The following is a 19,437-nucleotide window of genomic DNA, read 5'->3' as shown; positions in this document are numbered from 1 at the left end:
CCTTCCAGGCCTTGGGCCTCAACTGAAGACGATCATCGACCCCTGCGCCAGACTCCGCGTCACCGCCGCGTGCAGCCCGAGCCAGACGTGGCGTTCGCGGGCGAACGGGCTGGGGTCGTAGGGGGCGGGGACGGCGGGTTCCTCCAGTTCCGTGGGGGCCAGGGGTGCCTGGGGTGCCGCCGGGGGGTTGGCCGGGTCGATGCCGAGGGCGGGGGCGACCGTCTCCAGCTCCCGCAGCAGGGCGTGCGAGGAGCCCAGCGGGCCGCCGCCCGCGAGAAGATCGTCGTCGGCGAGGGGGCTGGGGAAGTCGACGGGGACGTACGCGCCCGCGTGGTCGTAGTGCCAGACGAGGTGCGACTGCTGGGCCGTCGACTCGAACATCTCCAGCAACTGCTCGTAGTCGCCGCCGAGTTCGTCCACGGGCGTCACCGGCAGGCCGCACACCTGGAGCAGATAGGCGCGGCGCAGGAAGTGCAGCGCGTCGTAGTCGAAGCCCGCGACCGGGGCGACCTCGCCGGACAGGCCCGGCATGTACTGGTACACCGGCACCGGCGGCAACCCGGCCTCGGCGAGCACCTTGTTGTATTGCGCGAGTTCCTCGGCGAACGGGTTGTCCGGCGTGTGGCACAAGACGTCGACGAGCGGTACCAGCCACAGGTCACAGGCCAAAGAAGGCTCCTCGATCAGCACAGCGGTCGGTTGGCGTCGGGTAGCACGGTGGTCAGGGAAGCGTATCGGTGCGGCACGGCAGAGGCTCCTGTCGTGCATGTCCCATACCCATACGGACAGCTGCGACGCGGGCCATCAGCAGGCGAGGCGCTCGATCAGGGCGAGCGAGTGGGAGTTGTAGCCGGAGATGATCGACCGGGCCGTGACCGTGTCCTGGTCGGCCAGGGCGTCGACCAGCGCGGTGTGGCCGGCCCACAGCTCGCCGCGCAGGTCGGCGAGGCGGCGCAGATGCTGCACCGCGCCCACCCAGGTCTGGACGCGCAGCCGGTGCAGGAAGTCGCCCAGATACGGGTTGCCGAAGAGGGCGGCGAGTTCGCGCCAGTAGCGCAGGTCGTAGCCGATGAGAACGGTGAGGTCACCGGCCGCGGCGGCCCGCTGCGCCTCCTCGCCGCGCCGCCGGACCCCGGCGAGCACGGAGGCGACCCGGGGATCGTCGGGCTGGAGCGAGTCGCGCTGCCCGGAGGTGAGGGCGTGGAACATCCCCTCGATGACCAGGTCACGGGCCTCGATCATGCCGCGGAAGTCCTCGGCCGAGTACTCGTGGACCCGGAAGCCGCGGTGCTGGTCGGCGTCGAGGAGCCCCTGGGCCGAGAGGTCGACCAGGGCCTCGCGCACCGGCGTCGCGGACACCCCGTACTGCTCGGCGATCTCCTTGACCGTGAACTCCTGACCCGGCTGGAGCCGTCCGGCCAGCACCTCGTCACGAAGGGCGTCCGCGATCTGCTGGCGCAGGGTGCTGCGCGTCACGGCGCCGTTGCCGGTGCTGCCGGGCATGGTCAGGGCGTCTCCCTCGTCGCGTTCGGGTGGCGTGCACGTATATGTATGTCTACGAGCCCGCCACCTTACGCGTTCGAATGAGGCGCGAGGTTGTCGGCTACTGACGGGTTTACATCTGTTTACCCTGCTGTTCGGTCCGCTGTCTACGCCGTGTACTCGTCCGCCACCGACAGCGCCGTGTCCAGGACCGCGAGGCCTTCCTTCAGCTCCGCCTCGCCGATGTTGCAGGGCGGCACCACATGCGTCCGGTTCATGTTCACGAACGGCCACAGCCCGCCGCCCTTCGCGGCGGCGGCGAAGGCGGCCATCGGCGCGTTCGCCTCCCCGGCCGCGTTGTACGGCACCAGCGGCTCGCGCGTCTCCCGGTTCCGCACCAGCTCCAGCGCCCAGAACATGCCGACGCCGCGCACCTCGCCGACGCTCGGGTGCCGCTCGGCGAGCGCGGCCAGCTCCGGCCCGACGACGGACGCGCCCAGCCGGGCCGCGTTCTCGACGATGCCCTCCTCCGCCATGACGTTGATCGTCGCGACGGCGGCGGCACACGCCAGCGGGTGTCCGGAGTAGGTCAGACCGCCGGGGTAGGGCCGCTTGCCGAACGTCTCCGCGATCGCGCCGGAGATCGCGACACCGCCCAGCGGCACATAGCCGCTGTTCACGCCCTTCGCGAAGGTCAGCAGGTCGGGCGTGACGTCGAACAGGTCGGCCGCGAACCACTCACCGGTCCGTCCGAACCCGGCCATGACCTCGTCCAGGACGAAGACGATCCCGTACTTGTCGCAGATCTCGCGCACACCGGCGAGGTAGCCGGGCGGCGGGACCATGATCCCGGCCGTTCCCGGGATCGTCTCCAGGATGATCGCCGCGACGGTCGAGGGCCCCTCGAAGGCGATCGTCGTCTCCAGGTGCTCCAGCGCCCGGGCGCACTCCTGCTCCTCGGTCTCGGCGTAGAAGCGGGTGCGGTAGAGGTAGGGCGCCCAGAAGCGCGCGACCCCGGCCGTGCCGCTGTCGGAGGCCCAGCGGCGCGGGTCGCCGGTGAGGTTCACGGCCTGCTGCGTGCCGCCGTGGTACGAGCGGTACGCCGAGAGCACCTTGGGGCGGCCCGTGTGCAGCCGGGCCATGCGGATGGCGTGCTCGACGGCGTCGGCGCCGCCGTTGGTGAAGAAGATCTTGTCCAGGTCGCCGGGGGTCCGCTCGGCGATCAGCCGCGCCGCCTCCGACCGCGCCTCGATCGCGAACGCGGGCGCGAAGGTCGTCATCTTCGCCGCCTGCTCCTGGATCGCGGCGACGACCTCGGGGTGCTGGTAGCCGATGTTCGTGTAGACGAGCCCACTGGAGAAGTCGAGGTAGCGGCGGCCGTCGTAGTCCCAGAAGTACGACCCCTGCGCGCCGGCGACGGCGAGCGGGTCGATGAGCTCCTGGGCGGACCAGGAGTGGAACACATGGTCACGGTCGGCGGCCTTGACGGCGGCACCGGCTTCAGGGTTCGGCTGAGGGGTCATGCGGGCGAGCGTAGGCATGCGGAGTACGAGCGGGAAATCGGCGTCGTGTGTGAGGTCTGGGGGTTTCCGCGACAGGTTGTCGACGGGGAGGAGCCACACGGCGGGCACGGAGGGCCTTCCCGCCGGGCATTGACAACACGCTGTCCAATCGACAGTATGTTGTCATACTCGAACTCCAGGAGGAGCCATGAGCGCCAAGCCCGTCCATCTCGCCGTCTACGACACCCTCGCCGACTGGGAGACCGGCCACGCCACGGCCCACCTCGCCCGCGCCGGCCACACGATCCGCACGGTCGGCCCGTCCACGGCCCCGGTCACCAGCACCGGCGGACTGCGCGTCCAGCCCGACACGGCCCTGGACGACGTACGGCCCGAGGACAGCGCGCTGCTGATCCTCCCGGGCGCCGACCTCTGGGACACGGGCGACGACCTCGCGCCCTTCGCCCGCAAGGCCCGGGCCTTCCTGGACGCGGGCGTACCCGTCGCCGCGATCTGCGGGGCCACCGCCGGACTCGCCCGGGAGGGCCTGCTCGACGACCGTGACCACACCAGCGCGGTCTCCTTCTACCTGGCCGCGACCGGCTACGCGGGCGCCGGGCGCTACGTCGAGACCGACGCGGTCACCGACGGCGCCCTGGTCACCGCGGGCCCGACCGAGCCCGTCGCCTTCGCCCGGGAGATCCTCCGGCTGCTCGGGGTCTACGAGGGTGAGGTGCTCGACGCCTGGTACCGGCTGTTCCACGACTCCGACGCGGCGGCGTACGCGGTGCTGGAGAAGGCCGGCGCGCTGTGAGCCGGGAGCGTCAGGATCTGTTCAGCCGCAGCGCCCTCGGGGTGTTCAGGCTCAACGGCCAGTTCCTCGCCGTCGCGGAGGAACTGGCCCGGCCCGCCGGGCTCACCGCCGCCTGGTGGCAGGTGCTCGGCGCGGTCCTCGGCGAGCCGCTGCCCGTCTCCGGCATCGCCCGCGCCATGGGCATCACCCGCCAGAGCGTGCAGCGCATCGCCGACCTGCTGGTGGAACGCGGCCTCGCCGAGTACCGGCCGAACCCCGCGCACCGCCGCGCCAAGCTCCTCGCACCGACCGAGGAGGGCCGCGCGGCGATCGCCCGGATCGACCCCGGGCACGCGGCGTTCGCCGACCGGCTGGCGGAGGAGTTCGGGGAGGCGGAACTGGCGGAGGCGGTGCGGGCACTGGAACGTCTGTCCAAGGTGCTCGACCAGGCAGGTCCGCCTGTTACGGAACCGTAGACAGCGACCAGGTCACCCCGCCCCGGACCCGCACTATTCTCGATCTGTTGCTCATGTTCGGGGGGAAGGCGGCTGAGCGATGGACAAGCTGGGACTTGGGGATCCCGTACGCATCGGTGCCTATCGGCTGCTGGCGCGGCTCGGCGCCGGTGGGATGGGGCAGGTGTATCTGGCCCGCTCCGAGCGGGGCCGTACGGTCGCCGTGAAACTCGTGCGTGAGGAACTGGCCGCGCAGGAGGAGTTCCGGGAGCGGTTCCGGCAGGAGGTGCGGGCCGCGCGGCGGGTCGGCGGGTACTGGACGGCGCCGGTGCTGGACGCGGACACCGAGGCGGCGGTGCCGTGGGTCGCCACGGGGTACGTCGCCGGGCCGAGTCTCCAGCAGGTCGTCGGGCACGACCACGGTGCCCTGCCCGAGCGGACGGTCCGTATCCTCGCGGCCGGGCTCGCGCACGCGCTCAAGGACATCCACGCCGCCGGCATCGTCCACCGCGACCTCAAGCCGTCCAACGTGCTGGTCACCATCGACGGCCCGCGCGTCATCGACTTCGGTATCGCACGGGCCCTGGAGACCGTGACGGACGGCGGGCTCACGCGCACCGGCGCGCTCGTCGGATCGCCCGGTTTCATGGCGCCCGAGCAGGTGCGGGGCGACCGCGTCACCCCGGCCTGCGACGTCTTCTGCCTCGGCTCCGTCCTCGCCTACGCCGCGACCGGTGCCCTGCCCTTCGGCACCGCCAACAGCGGTGTGCACGCGCTGATGTTCCGCATCGCCCAGGAGGAACCGGACCTGACGGGGGTGCCCGAGGGCATCGCCGACCTGGTCCGGGACTGTCTGCGCAAGGACCCCGCCGCCCGCCCGACCCTGGACCGCGTCCTGGAACGCACCGGCGCGGACGACACCGTCGCCGACGGCCGCGCCCTCGACCCCTGGCTGCCGAGCGCGCTGGTGGCCCAACTGGGGCGTCACGCGGTGCGGTTGCTGGACGCGGAGGACCCGGAAGGAGACGGTGCCGCGGGCCGGGCCCCCGAAGGGGCGCGGGGCAGTGACACGGGCGGCTCCGCCGCGTCGGCGCGACCAGCCCCCACCGGCCCTGAAGGGGCGCGGGGAACTGCGCGACCAGCCCCCACCGGCCCGCAGCCGGAGTACGGAGCCGACGCCACCCCCGAACATGCCCCGGCCGCCGACGAATCGTCACCGAACCCCGTGCCACAGGCGCCCACCGCGCCCACCGCGCCCACCGCTCCGCCTCCGCCGGGCCAACCGGGCGAGGGCCCGCCACTGAACCACCTGCCCACCATGGTCGCGAGCCAGGGCGTACCGCCCGGCCCATACGCGCCCCCACCCCCGTACCCGCCCCCGGCATACGGCTACCCCCAGCAACACCCCCAGCCCGGATCCACCCCGCCCTACGGCCCACCGCCCTACGGCCCAACGCCCTACGGCCCACCGCCGTACGGCACGCCGCAGGAACCGCCCCGCAACGGCCGTTCCACCGCGCTGCTCGTCGTGATCGCCCTGGTCGTCGCGCTGGCCGCGGGCGGCTCGGTGTACGCGCTGATGCAGGGCGGTGCGGGCGACCGGGCCGACGACCGCTCCACCCCCACGCAGGACACCGGCGCCCCCTCGGACTCCGGCGCCTCCTCGCAGACCTCGCGGCCGGACACCAGCGCCTCCTCCCCGGCGGACGGCGCGATCCCGACGGGGTACCTCGGGACCTGGACCACCACCATCGACAGCGCCGACGGGCAGCACACCCGCTCCCTGACGATCCGGCAGGGCGGGCCGGGCGACACGGTCCTGTCCCTCGTGGCGGACGGCCCCACGGCCTCGGGCGGCACCTACCACTGCGTGTTCGAGGGCGAGCTGACCGACTCCCCGGGGTCCGGCGGCCCGTTGAGGATCGGCCCGTCCACCGTGTCCGTCGGGCAGCCGCGCTCCGCCTGCACACCGGGCGAAGCCACCGAGGTCACCCTCCTGACGGACTACACGCTCCAGCGCGTGAACACGAGCAGCGGGGAGCAGCTGACTTACTCGAAGGAGTGAGGCAACTCCCGGTTCACGCGGCGTCGTTGAACGTCCGGCGAATTCAAGCCGACGAAATCCGGATATCCGCTCGTACAGCCGTACGGTGTCCAGACGATCGAGTCCGGGCGGCGGCGGGGGCACCCACGGTGGAGTGGTTGAGCGCGGAGAACCTCGTGGCTGTGGCGACGGCCCTGCTCGGCATCATCGCCTCGGGCGTCATGGTCTGGTACGAGCGCCGGGTGCCGCGCCGCAAGCGGGTCGGCTACCGCGTGCAGATGGACAACGCCATCGGCGACGACGTGCGCTCGGGCCGCGCCAGCCGCCGTCTCGGCCTGTTCGACGAGGCCCCGGACATGTCCGACGCGACCCTGGTCCTGCTGCGCATCGAGAACGACGGTTCGCAGGGCATCGACCGCGACGACTACACCGGCCCCGAACTGCACGGCCTGACCGCGGTGTTCGCCGGCCGTACCGTCCGGGGCGTCTCGGTGACCCAGCCGTCGGACACCGACCACCTCATGGACCACTTCACCGCGGCCCGCGGCTTCGCCTATGAGGGCAACACCCTGCGCATCCCCCGCGTCCCGCTCAACCGGGGCGACCACTTCAAACTGCTCGTGCTGCTCGCCGGCGGCGATGTCGGCGACGAGATCCGGCTGGTCGGCGGCCTGCGCGACGGCGAGGTGCATCCCAACCGCAGCGCCACGCCGGACGACAAGCCGCCGCTGTTCAGCCGGGCGGCGCGGCTGATCACCATCGCGCTCACGGTGAGCGTGGTCACCCTGGCGGCGATCGTCGTCGTCCAGGACGACACCCCGCCCCCGATCGGCTGCGCGAGCGGCACCCTCACCCTCACCGGCTCGACCGCCTTCGCTCCGGTGCTGCGCGAGGTGGCCGCCAAGTACGAGCGGGACTGCGGGGGCGACCCCGTCATCGAGGTGGACACCCACGGCTCGACGGCCGGGATCCGGGAGCTCGCGGCGGCCGGCGACCGGGCGGCACGGGACGGGCGGGGATCCCCGCCGGTGGTGGCCCTGTCGGACGGCCCCAAGCCGGCCGGCCTGCCCACACTGCGCGAGAACCGGGTGGCGGTGTCCGTCTTCGCGCTGGTGGTCAACGACGACGTGAGGCTGAAGAACCTGTCCACGGCGGACGTACGGCGTCTCTACCGGGGCGAGATCCGCAACTGGAGGCAGCTCGGCGGCCCGGATCTGCCCGTGCACCTGGTCAGCCGGGACGCGGGCTCGGGGACGCGGCAGGTATTCCAGCGCCGGGTGCTGGGCCGGGGCGAGATCGCCAACTCCTCCGTCGACTGCGTCCACAAGGACGACCCGACGGCCGCCGTCATCCGCTGCGAACTCGACTCCACGGAACAGGTGCTGACGACGGTCGCCGGTCTCCCGGGCGCCGTCGGCTACAGCGAACTCAACCTGGCCGCCCGCGCGAAGGGCCTGCACTCCCTGCGTCTGGACGGCGACCCGGCCTCCGTCGACGCCATCGAACACGGCACGAGCGACTACCCCTACCGCGAGATCGAGTACGCCTACACCTACGGCCGCCCCCCGGCCGACTCCCTGGCGTCGAGCTTCCTGACGTACCTCTCCCGCGGCAACGGCCAGGACGTCACCCGCACCCACGGCCACGTCCCGTGCTGGACACCGGAGGGCCTGACGCTGTGTGCGCAGGACGACGGGAACTGACCCCGCCCGCTCACCTCGGCTCCGGCGGCCGCTGCCGGGGCATGTTCGGCCGGGCGCCCCCCGTCGGCGGCACGGCGAACCGCCCGTTCACACCCCCCGCCTCGACCCCCCGCCCCGCACCGGACAACACCACCGCCTGCATCCCCACCGGCGCACCCCCGGCCCGGAACTCTCCCATCCAGTCCCCGGTCTCGACCCGGACCAGCTCACTCACGTCCTCGGTGAACCTCCGCAGCACCCCCAGGCACCGCTCGGCGGCCTCGGCGGCCGTCCCCTCCGCCGGCCCCAGCACCTCCCGCACGCACTCCGCCGCCCAGTCGAACTGCAACGCCTGCAACCGCCGCTGCACGGCCTGCGCGGTGGCCACGTCCCGCATCCAGCCCGACGTCACCCCGAAGTACCGGTCGGCGGCCACACACGCCACCCCCAGCAGCAGCGCCAGACACCCCCAGGGCGCGACCCCGCCGGCGACCCCGGTCAGCTCCAGCAGGGGCAGCGCGACGCCGGTGACCGCCCCCACCGCGGCCCCGCAGCGCAGCACCCGCGCGCACCGCCGCTTCCACACGCGGTCCCCGAGGTACCAGGCGGCCGTCCGCAGCGCCCCGCGCTCGACCCACCGGTACAGCTCGTCCAGCCGGACCGCCGGCTCGCCCCAGTCGCCGAGCGGAAAGGCCCGCCCGGTCAGATCGCCCGGCCCCGGCCGGGCCGCCCCCTCGCCCCGTCCGTCCTGAGGCGGCACCTCGGGCTGCATCTCCGGCTGACCCACCCGGCACTCCCTACTGACCACGAACGACCATGTACGACCACGCGCGGTTCACGCCGAATCACACTGCGCGACGAACGACACACCTGACGCGCCGGACCCTTCCTACCCCCCAATGGGTGGCGAAGGCGCAGCTTTCGCCACTTTTCCGCCCGGAAGTATTCCTTGATCCGGTATAGGGCGCGAGGGGGGATCACTCGAAAGAGTGCTGGGGCGACGGCAGGCCTGACCACGTAGGCTCGTGCCGAACGGGAAAACCCGTACCGAGCAAGGAGCTGATCGTGATCCCCGGTGGTGGCCAGCCCAATATGCAGCAGTTGCTCCAGCAGGCCCAGAAGATGCAACAGGACCTGGCACAGGCGCAGGAGGAACTGGCGCAGACGGAGGTCGACGGGCAGGCGGGCGGTGGCCTGGTGACCGCGACCGTCACCGGCGCCGGCGAACTGCGCGCCCTGAAGATCGACCCGAAGGCGGTCGACCCCGACGACACCGAGACACTGGCCGATCTGGTCGTGGCGGCGGTCCAGGCGGCCAACGAGAACGCGCAGGCGCTCCAGCAGCAGAAGCTGGGCCCGCTCGCGCAGGGCCTGGGCGGCGGCGGCATCCCGGGTCTGCCGTTCTGAGACGCCCGCCGCCTTCCTCGGACGGGCGGCGGACAACTACCGTAGAGAACTCGACGTCCCAGGAAGGGCAGTCCGTTGTACGAAGGCGTGGTCCAGGACCTGATCGACGAGCTGGGGCGGCTGCCCGGCGTCGGTCCCAAGAGCGCCCAGCGGATCGCCTTCCACATCCTCCAGGCCGAACCTACGGACGTACGGCGCCTCGCCCAGGCCCTCATGGAGGTCAAGGCGAAGGTCCGCTTCTGCGCGACCTGCGGCAACGTCGCGCAGGAGGAGCTGTGCAACATCTGCCGCGACACCCGGCGCGACCCCGCCGTGATCTGCGTGGTCGAGGAGCCGAAGGACGTCGTGGCGATCGAGCGGACGCGTGAGTTCCGGGGCCGGTACCACGTCCTCGGCGGCGCGATCAGCCCGATCGACGGGGTGGGGCCCGACGACCTGCGCATCAGGGAGCTGCTCGCCCGGCTCGCCGACGGCACGGTCACCGAGCTGATCCTCGCCACGGATCCGAATCTCGAAGGCGAGGCGACAGCGACGTACCTCGCCCGCATGATCAAGCCCATGGGCCTGAAGGTCACCCGCCTGGCCAGCGGCCTCCCGGTGGGTGGCGACCTGGAATACGCGGACGAGGTCACCCTCGGCCGCGCCTTCGAGGGGAGACGACTCCTAGATGTCTGACGCCACGCTGCACGCGACCGATCAGAACCCGGACGACTTCGCGGTCCAGATCGCGGACCAGGTCGAGAGCTTCCTGGTCGCTGTCACGGAGGTCGCGAAGGGCGACGAGCCGGAGTCGGCCGTGCCCTTCCTCCTCCTGGAGGTCTCCCAGCTCCTCCTGGCCGGCGGCCGGCTCGGCGCGCACGAGGACATCGTGCCGGACGAGCGCTACGAGCCCGACTCGGGCCCCGAGCCGGACGTCGACGAACTCCGCGAGAACCTGGCCCGCCTCCTCGACCCGATCGACATCTACTCCGAGGTCTTCGACCCCTACGAGCCCCGGAAGGCGCCGGTACCGGCCCGGATCTCCGACGACCTGGCCGACGTCATGGCCGACCTGCGCCACGGCATGGCCCACTACCGGGCGGGCCGCACCACGGAGGCCCTGTGGTGGTGGCAGTTCTCCTACTTCTCCAACTGGGGCTCCACCGCCTCCGCCACCCTCCGTGCCCTCCAGTCGGTCCTCGCCCACGTCCGCCTCAACCAGCCCCTCGCCGAACTCGACGGCCTGGACACGGACCAGGGCATGGGCGACGACACGCTGGAATTCGAGGCGGGCAGGGTCATGGCGGAGGAGATCGGCGCGCCGCTGGGGATGCGCGAGGTCAAGTAGCCTCGACCGGCCGGGCGGCGCCCGGCTCCTGTTCCATGATCAGGCCGGGTACTTCGGGCAGCGCGGCGCGGACGGCGTCGCGGACGCGCTGGAGATCGACGTCCAGACGTTCCAGCCGCTCCACGAGTTCCTGGGCGGGCAGGTCGAAGTGGCGGGCGATGTACAGAAAGTCGGAGACCGGCTCGCTGAGGCCGGCGGGCGGGGTCCGCTTGCCCGGGGCGGGTTTCAACCGGGAGAGCCGGTGGTCGGTCTCGTCCAGTCGGCCGATCCGGTCCTCGGGGACCCGGAAACCGAACGCGGACAGTCGTTCCGCGATCTCGTGGGGTTCCTTGGACAGCCTCCAGGCGACGGCGACGAGATGGTGCAGCGGGACCGGCCGGCCTTCATCGAGAGGCTGCTTGGTCTCGTCGTCCAGGCCCAGCAGATACCGGTCGAACGCGTAGGCGTCCGCCGGTGCTGCATCGAGCGGCGTGACCAGCCCGTACTGGGCGAGACGGTCGACGACGGTCCGCGGTGGCATGCCGAGGCCGGAGGACTTCAGCACCACATCGTGTACCGACACCGGGCGGTCCGGGGAAAGCGGCTCCCTGGGCGACCCGTGGCGCCGGTTCGCCTCGAGCAGGAGGTCGTCCTTGGCCTCGGCGCCAGGGGGGAACGCGATGTCCGGTGGTACGAGTCCGTAGGCGCGCAGCCGGGATGCCACGTCCGCCGGCGGGAGTCCGGTCTCGAGCGACGCCCTTGCCACTTGATGGGCTGTCACGGAGTCGTCCGCCTGGATCCAGGGGGCCTTGGCGTTGGCATGGGCGCTGAGGATCACCACGTCCGTGTCGTTCGCCCGGTGCGGCAGCGCGGAGGGTGTGGCGAGTCCCAGCGCCTCGATGCACCGGGCCATCTCGGGCGGCGGCACGCCCCGCTCGGATGAGACGCGGGCCAGTACACCGGGCGGGATCGCGTCCTTTTCGCTCAGGCTTCGCCACTCACGGGCGCCCCATCCCCACTCCGTGCTCCGCCGGAGGAATTCGTCGGCCTGCTCTTCCCGTGCGGGGGCGAGTTCCGGACGGAAGCCGAGGGCCCGCAGTTCCCGTGCGACGTCGGGCACCGTGCGCTCCAACTCGGCGGCGGCATGCAGCACATGGCCGACCGCGACCGGCTCTTGGGGGTCCAGCGGATCCTTCCCCCGCAGGTGGTGGCTGACCAGACGAAGTGTCCTGTCGTCCGCGGCCTCCAGCAGAGGACCGTCCGCCGTGACGGTGAAGCCGAACCACCTCAGCCACTGGACCGCCGTACCGAGGTCGATGCCGAGTTCGCGGCGGGCTTTGAGGAGGTGCCCGGGAGCCACCGGTCCGCGGACACCGAGCCAGGGGCTCCGGCCGTTGAGGTCACGGCTGAGCAGGACCAGTGCGCGCTCGTCCATGTCCTCTGCGGACGGGTCCGGTTCCGGGACGACGAGTCCGAAGGCCCTCATGCGCCGGGCGGCCTCACCGAGACTGATGCCGAACTCGACACGGGCCCTGAGCAGGTGCCCCGGGGTCACTTCGGCGGCGTTGCCGAACCAGAACGACAGCGAACCCCGAGAGCGGAGCGGATGCGTCAGGTCATGGCTGAGCAGCGCGAGGTTGATCTCGTCGGCGACGGGATCCTCCTCGGTCGGGCTCGGTGTCGCCAGGCGCAGTTCCCTCATGCGCTCCACGGCCTCGCGGTAGGAGATCGCCCGGATGCATGCCAGGAAGAGAGCGTGTCCGGGAGCGGCCAGATCGTTCTTGAGATCCGGGAAGGGCCAGTGGCGCTCGTTCCAGACATCGTGGACCGGGGTGCACGCGAGGACATCGGACGGCAGCGCGGGAAGCACCCGCTCCACCTGTTCCAGCTCCGGAACGACCGCCGAGAGTGCCGTCAGCTCGGCGTTGGGCCGGTGGGCCAGCAGCCGCCAGAGCAGGATGCGGTCGTCCATGGTGCCGCCCACCCTCCCGGCCGGGGTTTCGCCGAGGGCCGCCTCGTAGTCCCTGAGCGTGGAGTCGCGCTGGTGGACGGTCAGAAGGTCCAGGGGGAAGAACCCGGTGGCGGCCACAGCCGACCGGTGACCGTGCAGTTCCATCTCGTACCCGGCCGCCCCCGCCGCCTCCGTCACGATGTCGGCGAGCCGGGGACTGCGGCCGGCGACCTCGGCGAGCCACTCGGTGTCCACAAGCGGGGGATCGGCCGCGAGGAGCGTCGGCAGCGCGGCCCGGAGCAGGGACTCCACGTCCGCGCAGATGTCGGCGTCCAGGATCTCCGTACGGTCCACGGAGAGCCGGCGGGGCCGGGTCCTGCCGGTGAGGTTGACCACGGCACCGCGCAGTCGGCGCTTGTCGCCCGGGTCGGTCAGAACGCCTCGCCGTACCCGGGGTTCGGTGTAGATCCCGTCGACCAGGACGCCTCCGCCGGACCGGCACCAGACGACCTGGCCGTCCGCCCCGTCGGGTCCGGCCGGCCAGGAGACCAGGCGGCCGTGGGCCTCGAAGCCGTCGGTTCGCAGCCCGAGTGCCTCCCGCGGGCGCAGGACACCGGGTTCCCACGTCACGGTCTGCCCGCCCTGCCGGGCGGTGGTCGCGAACTCCGCGATTCCCAGGAGCCTGCGCAACTCCCGCACGCAGGAGGGTGCCTTGTCGTCGTCCCGCAGATACAGGCGGACGGTGGTGCCGATGGATCCCGGGCGGTCGGTGGGCCGGACCCGGAAGTAGTGGCCGGGGCCGCTGATCAGGACCGTGATCTCACGTAGGCGACCGTCGGCACCGTTCATGTGACAGGTGGTCACCCGGATCTCGTCGGCGAGCATGAAGTAGCTGAGCACGCCGATGCCGAACCGGCTGTTCGGATGCATGGTGACGCCACGGCTCTGCCACTCCTGCCGTTCCTCCTGGAACCGCGGAAGATCCGTGAAACGGACGCCGGCCTGCGAGAACACCTCGGACAGGGTGACCTCGTCCATGCCGACGCCGTTGTCCTCGCACTGCAGGTAGTGCCGGTCCTCGTCCTTGTCGTACCCCTGCGTGAACTCGATCCGGCCCCGGTACCCGCTGACGGTCTCGGCGGCCTGGGACTTGGCCCGGCGGTAACGGCAGGCGTCCAGGGCGTTCTGGTAGAGCTCGCGGATGGCGAGGGACCGGTCGCGGTAGAGGTTCTCGCCCATGAGGAGTTCCTGGACGCGTTCCTCGTCGAGCCGGAAGCGGATGACACCGCCGACGGGAACGGCCTTGCCCTCGGTGTCGACTTCACGGACCTCCTCGACGCCCGTGTACAGGGGCAGCGCGTCGAAGTCGGGCGCCGCGGCCCGCCGGACGGCCCGCAGCAGGGACTCCAGCCGGTGCGCGTGCTCGGTGAGGGCGGCCACCACGGCGGGATGGCCGCAGCCGGCCCTGAGCCCGATGCCTTCCCCGCGCGGCTGCCAGGAGGCCTTGTCGACCGTACCGAGGAGCCGCACCGGGTCGAGGGGGTCGGGAACGCCCACGTGCCGGACGATCACCGAGGAGAGGTCCGTGGCCTCGACCGCCATGCCGTGCGCGACGGCGAAGAGGGCTCCCACCAGCCGTTCCCGCACGTCCTGGAAGTCCCGGCCGTCGAAGTTCAGTTGGTAGGGGTATTCGCGCAGATGGTCCGGACGGGCGGCGTCGAACAGCTCGTTCGGTCCGGAGTGGGCGGAGCCCAGCAGGCGGGACAGGAGTTCCGGGTCGAGTACGGCTTCGAGGCCGGTGCCTTCGGCGCCCACGGCCGACAGGAACTCCGTGAGCCGCCCCGGCTGCCGTCCCGCCCACTGGTGGAACAGCCACCACCCGATCTCCCGCCGCCCGTCGGGGCGGTCCTTCAGGGCACCCAGCTCCGCCCGCCGCACGAGCCGTTCATGGCCGCCCAGCAGCACCTCGTACATCCGCCGTTCCTCGTCCGGCGCGGCCCGCTGCCCGAGGTCCGTCGGGTCGACGTGGGACAGTTCCGCCGCCGTCCGCGACCGGTGCGCCTGGTAGACGAAGGGGAGCAGGGCGATCAGCGTGGCCTCGGCGGGGGAGACGAGGACCGTGCCGCCGCTCCGGAGCAGGCCTATCAGCCAGTTGGTCCAGCGGGAGATCCGCCGGGCCAGGCCGACGTCGTGCCACGGGTCGTCGGCGAGCTCCGCCCGCGCCTCGTCGTACAGCTCCGCAAGCCGGTCGGCGGCTCTTCGGGCCTGCGTCCTGAGGGCTTCGGCCTGCTCCGTCGCGCCCGGCCCCAGCAGCTGCCAGGCCGGGGAGCCCGTGACGTCCTCCCGCCAGCACGGCCGGGTTCCGGAGGTACGGGACATGGCGGGGGCAGGAACACCCGGGCCGGTGAGCCCGTTGCCCTTGCCGCGATCCGCGCGCGCCCGGGCCGCCAGGGTGCGCCAGCGTTCCCTCGTCGGGATGCGCAGGGCCGGGTTCCTCCGGCGCGCGATGCTCTCGAGGGCGGCGACGAAGAGCACCACTCGTGCGTCGGTGCGCGGGACTCTGCGCATCTCCACCCAGTCCGCGACGCTGCTGTCCGAGGGGGCGTCACGGGGGGAGGCCAGGACGGCCCGGATCTCCGCGTGCACGGCGGCCGGGTCGGGCTTCTCGGCCAGCTTCAGCAGCCTGGCCAGTTCCGTCCAGTAGGTGTGTGGTTCCTTCATGGCCCCCGTACCCGCGCGCTCGTGCCGCCCGATGGTCCCGAGTCGGGCGAATCGGCCGACTCGGAAAGTTCCAAGCTACCGAGCTGACCTGCGCGGCAACGCCCGATCGCCCAGATTGCCCGGCTCGGCGGCCGGCCCTCTCCCGGCACCTTCATGGACGTTCCCGCCGTCCCGAGGCCCCCGAAGGAGCCGCCATGGACCCGCTTCTCGTCGCCGCGCTGCCCGTGTGCGGCGTCCTCACCCTGCTGATCGTCGCCTGGGCGGCCGTCCTGTTCGTGCGCTCCGCACTCGACGGAGCCGAATCCAAGGACCGGGCCAGGATCCTGGGCGCCCTGGCGGAGGTGATCCGGGCGCTACGGGGGAGGCGGTGAGGCCGAAGGCGGACGCGTCCTTGTACCACGGGGCCCGCTCAGAGCCGTACGGCCGGGCCGGTCACCGCGATCCCGGTGTCCGGCTCCGCCGGTACCGTCACCGTGATCGTGCTCGGCCGCCCCATGTCCACGCCCTGGTGGACCGTCAGGGTGGCCGGGGTCGGTACGAGGCTCAGTTCCCGCAGGTAGCCGCCGAACGCGGCCGCCGCCGCTCCCGTGGCCGGGTCCTCCACCACACCGCCCGGCGGGAACGGGTTGCGGGCGTGGAAGACGGTGGGTGACTCCCGCCGGACCAGGTCGATGGTGGTCCAGCCCATGCGGGCCATGAGCGTGCCGAGTGCCGCCATGTCGTACTCCAGGCGGGCCAGCCGGTCCCGGCTCGCGGCGGCGACGACCGGGTGCCAGGCTCCGGCGAAGGCCACCCGGGGAGGCAGCGCCGGGTCCAGGTCCGCCTCGGACCAGCCCAGGATCGCCAGCAGCTCGTCCAGGTCGCCCTCCTCGATCGGTGCCGTACGGGGGGCGACGCTGACCAGGGTCGCCACCAGGGAGCCGTCCGCCGACCGGTCGGTGGTGACGGTGACCGGGCCCGCCGCGGTGCGCAGCAGCAGGCGCCCGGTGCCGTGCCGCTCCGCGTGGGCCACGGCCGTGGCGATCGTCGCGTGGCCGCAGAACGGCACCTCGGCGAGCGGGCTGAAGTACCGCACGTCCAGGGCGTCGTCGCCGGACGCCACCACGAACGCCGTCTCGGAGTAACCGACTTCGGCCGCCGTCGCCAGCATCGCCGCGTCGTCGGCGCCGGTGGCGTCCAGCACCACACCTGCCGGGTTTCCGCCCTGGGGATCCGTACTGAATGCCACGTAGCGCAATATCTCCATGCGCAGACGGTAGCGCCCGACCCCTCGGTCACGCTGCGTGTTTTGGGGGCTCCTTGTACGACCCCTGTACGCGGGCTGCACGGGCCCTAACCAGCGAAACGCGAGTCTGGAGTCACTTCACCAACTCCACTCGATCGCACGGGAGATGAACATGACCCGCCGCCCCGCAGCCACGTCCATAAGCAAGCGCGTCGCCGTCGCCACCGCCGTGGCCGTCGTCGCCGCCGGCACCTTCGCCGCCGGTGCCGGGGTCGCCGGAGCCGACTCCGGGAGCAAGGGCGAGAGGTACGCCAAGCCGGTCACCGAGGCGCAGGTGCTCGGGCTGTTCGACAAGTGGAACGCCGCGCTGCGGACCGGCGACCCGAAGAAGGTCGCCGACCTGTACGCGAAGGACGCGGTCCTGCTGCCGACCGTCTCCAACAACGTCCGTACCGACAGAGCCGAGATCGTCGACTACTTCGAGCACTTCCTCAAGAACAAGCCTTCCGGGACGAAGGTCGAGTCCCACGTCAACATCCTCGACCGGGACTCCGTGATCGACACGGGCGTGTACGAGTTCGCCCTCACGGACCCCGCGACGGGCGAGAAGAGCACCGTCGAGGCCCGCTACACCTACGCCTACGAGAAGCAGCCGAACGGGAAGTGGCTGATCGTGAACCACCACTCCTCGAAGATGCCGGAGAGCTGAGCGGCCTCAGCCGCCCGCCCGGTGGGACGCCCGGAGCGTGATCGTCACGCACAGGCCGCCGCCCGGGGCGTCCGTCAGCGCCACCGTCCCGCCGTCGTCCGTCGCCAGTTGCCGGACGACGGCGAGACCCAGGCCCGAGCCGGACTTCCCGGTCAGGCCCTGGCCGCGCCAGAACCGGTCGAAGGCGCGGGACTTCTCGGTGTCCGACATGCCGGGCCCCTCGTCCAGGACCGACACCCCCACCACATCGCCCCGGGGCTCCACCCGCACGGTGATCGTCCCGCCGTCCGGTGACACCTCCAGGGCGTTGGAGAGCACGTTGTCCAGCATCTGGTCCAGATGACCGGGACTGGCCAGCACAGACGGCCGGCCGTCGGCACTCCCCCTGAGCGCGATGGTGACTCCGCGCTCGTCGGCGGCCGGTCTCCACACGGCGAGCCGCTCCCGTACGAGGTCCATCAGCGGGAGCGGCTCGGCCGCCGCCACCTTGGCCTCGGCCCGGGCCAGCACCAGCAGGCCGTTGACCAGGCGGCTCATCCGGACGACCTCGGCCGTCGCCTGCTCCACGTCCTCGCGTACGACATCGTCGTCCACGCCGTCCGCGATGTTGTCCAGGGACAGCCGCAGCGCGGTGAGCGGGGTGCGCAGCTGGTGGGACGCGTCCGCCACGAAGATGCGCTGGGCGGCGATCAGCGTGTCCAGGCGTTCCGCGCCCTGGTTGAGGGTGCGGGCGAGGGTCTGGGTCTCCGGCGGCCCGGTCACCGGGGAGCGAGCCGTCAGGTCGCCGTCACTGAACTTGCTGGCCATGTCGTTGAGCTGCCGCAGCGGCCGGGTGATGCGGCGGGCGGCGAACGCGCCGATCGCGGCGGCCGCCGCGAGCACGACCACCGCGAGCCCGGCCCTGAAGCCCCAGATCTGCCAGAGCCGCCAGGTCATGTCCGAGGTCGGGTAGACGATCCGCACGGCCGCGTCGCCCCGCGCGGGGACGGTGACCTTCAGGTGCTCGCCCCAGACGAAGTCGGACCCCCAGTCCGTCGTCACCTCGTTCCTCTGCGTGGCCCGGGTCAGCGCCTCGTCCGCGGCGGGCTCCGGCAGCCGCGGGTCGCAGGAGGCGGTGGGGGTCGCCTGTACGTCGCCGTACGCCCTGGCCACCTCGGTCAGGGCCTCGCACGAGGCGCCGGTGCCGTTGCTCAGCAGCAGCGCCATCGTGTTCGCCTCGCGCAGGACGGACTGCCTGGTGTCGTCCCGCAGCTGCTTGGTGAGGGTGAAGGCGACCGGCACCGTGAACAGGAGGATGGCCACCGCGACCAGGAGGATGTAGCTCCGGATGAGCTGCCGGTTCATGAGGCCCCGTCGTCCTTGACGATCTCCAGCCGGAAGCCCACCCCGCGCACCGCCTCGATCGCGATCGCCCCGGCGAGCTTGCGCCGCAGCGCCGCCACGTGCACGTCCAGCGTCTTGGTCGGCCCGAACCAGTTCGCGTCCCAGACCGCTTCCATGATCTGCTCGCGCGACATCAGCGCCCCGGGCTCCTCGGTGAGGAAGGCCAGCAGGTCGTACTCCTTGGGCGCGAGGGCCACCTCCTCGCCGTCGAGGCGCACCCGGGCCGCCTTGCGGTCGATCGTCAGGCGCGTGCCGTAGCGGTCGGGGCCGGGCGCGGGGGCGCCCGCCGCGGGCGTACGGGCCTGCGTACGGCGCATGACGGCCCTTATCCGGGCGATGACCTCCCGGACCCCGAACGGCTTGGAGACGTAGTCGTCCGCGCCGAGCTCCAGGCCCACCACCCGGTCCGTCTCGTCGCTGCGGGCGCTGATCACGATGATCGGGACGTCGCCGCGCCCGCGCAGCGCCTTGCAGACGTCCAGGCCGTCGGTGTCGGGCAGGCCGAGATCCAGCAGGACGACGTCGTACGGACCCTCGTGCCGCAGCGCCGCCGCGCCGGTGGTCACCCACTCGACCTCGAAGCCGTAGCGCCTCAGACCACGGCGCAGGGATTCGGCGACCGGTTCATCGTCTTCCACCAGGAGTACACGCACAGCCGAACCCTAGTGCTTGAAAGTTGGCTTACCGAGGTCGGCCGAGCGACGATTGTGACGCCGGGCACTTTCTCGCGTGGCCTGTGCCCAGGTGGGCATGAGCAGGTCTGAGCGAGTACCCCGG

17 protein-coding genes are annotated in these 19,437 nt (G+C 72.1%); 9 read left to right on the top strand and 8 right to left on the bottom strand.

What is annotated here, in order from left to right:
• Nucleotides 1-18 precede the first annotated feature (18 nt).
• The 3 genes from ACZ6I3_RS35505 to ACZ6I3_RS35495 form a co-directional block, all read right to left on the bottom strand.
• On the bottom strand, nt 19-669 hold the full coding sequence (locus tag ACZ6I3_RS35505) for a hypothetical protein (protein WP_376388725.1): 651 nt from the start codon (nt 667-669) through the stop codon (nt 19-21).
• Nucleotides 670-804: 135 nt separating this feature from the next.
• On the bottom strand, nt 805-1,503 hold the full coding sequence (locus ACZ6I3_RS35500) for a GntR family transcriptional regulator (RefSeq protein ID WP_469420312.1): 699 nt from the start codon (nt 1,501-1,503) through the stop codon (nt 805-807).
• Between the two features lie 146 nt (nt 1,504-1,649).
• Nucleotides 1,650-3,005, bottom strand: a complete 1,356-nt coding sequence (locus ACZ6I3_RS35495; protein ID WP_469420310.1) for an aminotransferase class III-fold pyridoxal phosphate-dependent enzyme — start codon at nt 3,003-3,005, stop codon at nt 1,650-1,652.
• 187 nt (nt 3,006-3,192) lie between these two features.
• Here ACZ6I3_RS35495 and ACZ6I3_RS35490 point away from each other — a divergent pair, with 187 nt between their 5' ends.
• The 4 genes from ACZ6I3_RS35490 (at nt 3,193) to ACZ6I3_RS35475 (ending at nt 7,979) form a co-directional block, all read left to right on the top strand.
• Nucleotides 3,193-3,798 (top strand): type 1 glutamine amidotransferase family protein, encoded by a 606-nt coding sequence (locus ACZ6I3_RS35490; RefSeq protein ID WP_469420309.1) that lies wholly within the window; start codon nt 3,193-3,195, stop codon nt 3,796-3,798.
• Nucleotides 3,795-4,253 carry a MarR family winged helix-turn-helix transcriptional regulator gene (locus ACZ6I3_RS35485; RefSeq protein ID WP_469420307.1) on the top strand — a complete coding sequence of 153 codons (459 nt, stop codon included), beginning with the start codon at nt 3,795-3,797 and terminating at the stop codon, nt 4,251-4,253. Before ACZ6I3_RS35490 ends, ACZ6I3_RS35485 begins: the two co-directional genes overlap by 4 nt.
• Nucleotides 4,254-4,332: 79 nt before the next feature.
• A complete protein-coding gene (locus tag ACZ6I3_RS35480) occupies nt 4,333-6,297 on the top strand; it encodes a serine/threonine-protein kinase (protein WP_469420305.1) in 1,965 nt (654 codons plus the stop codon).
• A 128-nt stretch (nt 6,298-6,425) separates the two neighbouring features.
• Nucleotides 6,426-7,979 carry a substrate-binding domain-containing protein gene (locus ACZ6I3_RS35475; protein ID WP_469420303.1) on the top strand — a complete coding sequence of 518 codons (1,554 nt, stop codon included), beginning with the start codon at nt 6,426-6,428 and terminating at the stop codon, nt 7,977-7,979.
• Nucleotides 7,980-7,989: 10 nt separating this feature from the next.
• Here ACZ6I3_RS35475 and ACZ6I3_RS35470 read toward each other — a convergent pair whose 3' ends face one another.
• Nucleotides 7,990-8,745, bottom strand: coding sequence for an SLATT domain-containing protein (locus ACZ6I3_RS35470; RefSeq protein WP_469420301.1), 756 nt, complete (start codon nt 8,743-8,745; stop codon nt 7,990-7,992).
• Between the two features lie 278 nt (nt 8,746-9,023).
• Here ACZ6I3_RS35470 and ACZ6I3_RS35465 point away from each other — a divergent pair, with 278 nt between their 5' ends.
• The 3 genes from ACZ6I3_RS35465 to ACZ6I3_RS35455 all read left to right on the top strand — a co-directional run bounded on the left by ACZ6I3_RS35465 (nt 9,024) and on the right by ACZ6I3_RS35455 (nt 10,692).
• The gene (locus ACZ6I3_RS35465) at nt 9,024-9,365 is read left to right on the top strand and encodes a YbaB/EbfC family nucleoid-associated protein (RefSeq protein ID WP_078899404.1); all 342 of its coding nucleotides are present in this window, start codon (nt 9,024-9,026) and stop codon (nt 9,363-9,365) included.
• A gap of 75 nt (nt 9,366-9,440) precedes the next feature.
• Nucleotides 9,441-10,040 carry a recombination mediator RecR gene (gene recR, locus ACZ6I3_RS35460; protein WP_003991835.1) on the top strand — a complete coding sequence of 200 codons (600 nt, stop codon included), beginning with the start codon at nt 9,441-9,443 and terminating at the stop codon, nt 10,038-10,040.
• Nucleotides 10,033-10,692 (top strand): DUF5063 domain-containing protein, encoded by a 660-nt coding sequence (locus ACZ6I3_RS35455; RefSeq protein ID WP_469420298.1) that lies wholly within the window; start codon nt 10,033-10,035, stop codon nt 10,690-10,692. The genes recR and ACZ6I3_RS35455 overlap by 8 nt, the downstream gene beginning before the upstream one ends.
• Here the strand turns inward: ACZ6I3_RS35455 and ACZ6I3_RS35450 are convergent.
• The gene (locus ACZ6I3_RS35450) at nt 10,685-15,343 is read right to left on the bottom strand and encodes a wHTH domain-containing protein (protein WP_469420297.1); all 4,659 of its coding nucleotides are present in this window, start codon (nt 15,341-15,343) and stop codon (nt 10,685-10,687) included. The genes ACZ6I3_RS35455 and ACZ6I3_RS35450 overlap by 8 nt on opposite strands.
• Nucleotides 15,344-15,537: 194 nt before the next feature.
• On the opposite strand from ACZ6I3_RS35450, the gene ACZ6I3_RS35445 reads away from it, so the two are divergent.
• Entirely contained in the window at nt 15,538-15,714 is a 177-nt protein-coding gene (locus tag ACZ6I3_RS35445; RefSeq protein ID WP_469420296.1) for a hypothetical protein, read from the top strand.
• Nucleotides 15,715-15,752: 38 nt separating this feature from the next.
• Here the strand turns inward: ACZ6I3_RS35445 and ACZ6I3_RS35440 are convergent, their stop codons facing one another.
• Entirely contained in the window at nt 15,753-16,589 is an 837-nt protein-coding gene (locus ACZ6I3_RS35440) for a PhzF family phenazine biosynthesis protein (RefSeq protein WP_469420294.1), read from the bottom strand.
• Nucleotides 16,590-16,740: 151 nt separating this feature from the next.
• Here ACZ6I3_RS35440 and ACZ6I3_RS35435 point away from each other — a divergent pair, with 151 nt between their 5' ends.
• On the top strand, nt 16,741-17,277 hold the full coding sequence (locus ACZ6I3_RS35435) for an SgcJ/EcaC family oxidoreductase (RefSeq protein WP_469420293.1): 537 nt from the start codon (nt 16,741-16,743) through the stop codon (nt 17,275-17,277).
• Nucleotides 17,278-17,283: 6 nt separating this feature from the next.
• On the opposite strand, the gene ACZ6I3_RS35430 is transcribed toward ACZ6I3_RS35435, so the two are convergent.
• Both ACZ6I3_RS35430 and ACZ6I3_RS35425 read right to left on the bottom strand, forming a co-directional pair.
• Entirely contained in the window at nt 17,284-18,621 is a 1,338-nt protein-coding gene (locus ACZ6I3_RS35430) for a sensor histidine kinase (RefSeq protein ID WP_469420292.1), read from the bottom strand.
• Nucleotides 18,618-19,313 carry a response regulator transcription factor gene (locus ACZ6I3_RS35425; protein WP_215119959.1) on the bottom strand — a complete coding sequence of 232 codons (696 nt, stop codon included), beginning with the start codon at nt 19,311-19,313 and terminating at the stop codon, nt 18,618-18,620. The genes ACZ6I3_RS35430 and ACZ6I3_RS35425 overlap by 4 nt, the downstream gene beginning before the upstream one ends.
• Nucleotides 19,314-19,437: the final 124 nt, after the last annotated feature.

The sequence above is a fragment of the Streptomyces sp. NPDC041940 genome, assembly GCF_055589465.1.
Note: the sequence above shows the minus strand (reverse complement) of the source record. Positions and strands in the feature narration are given on the sequence as shown.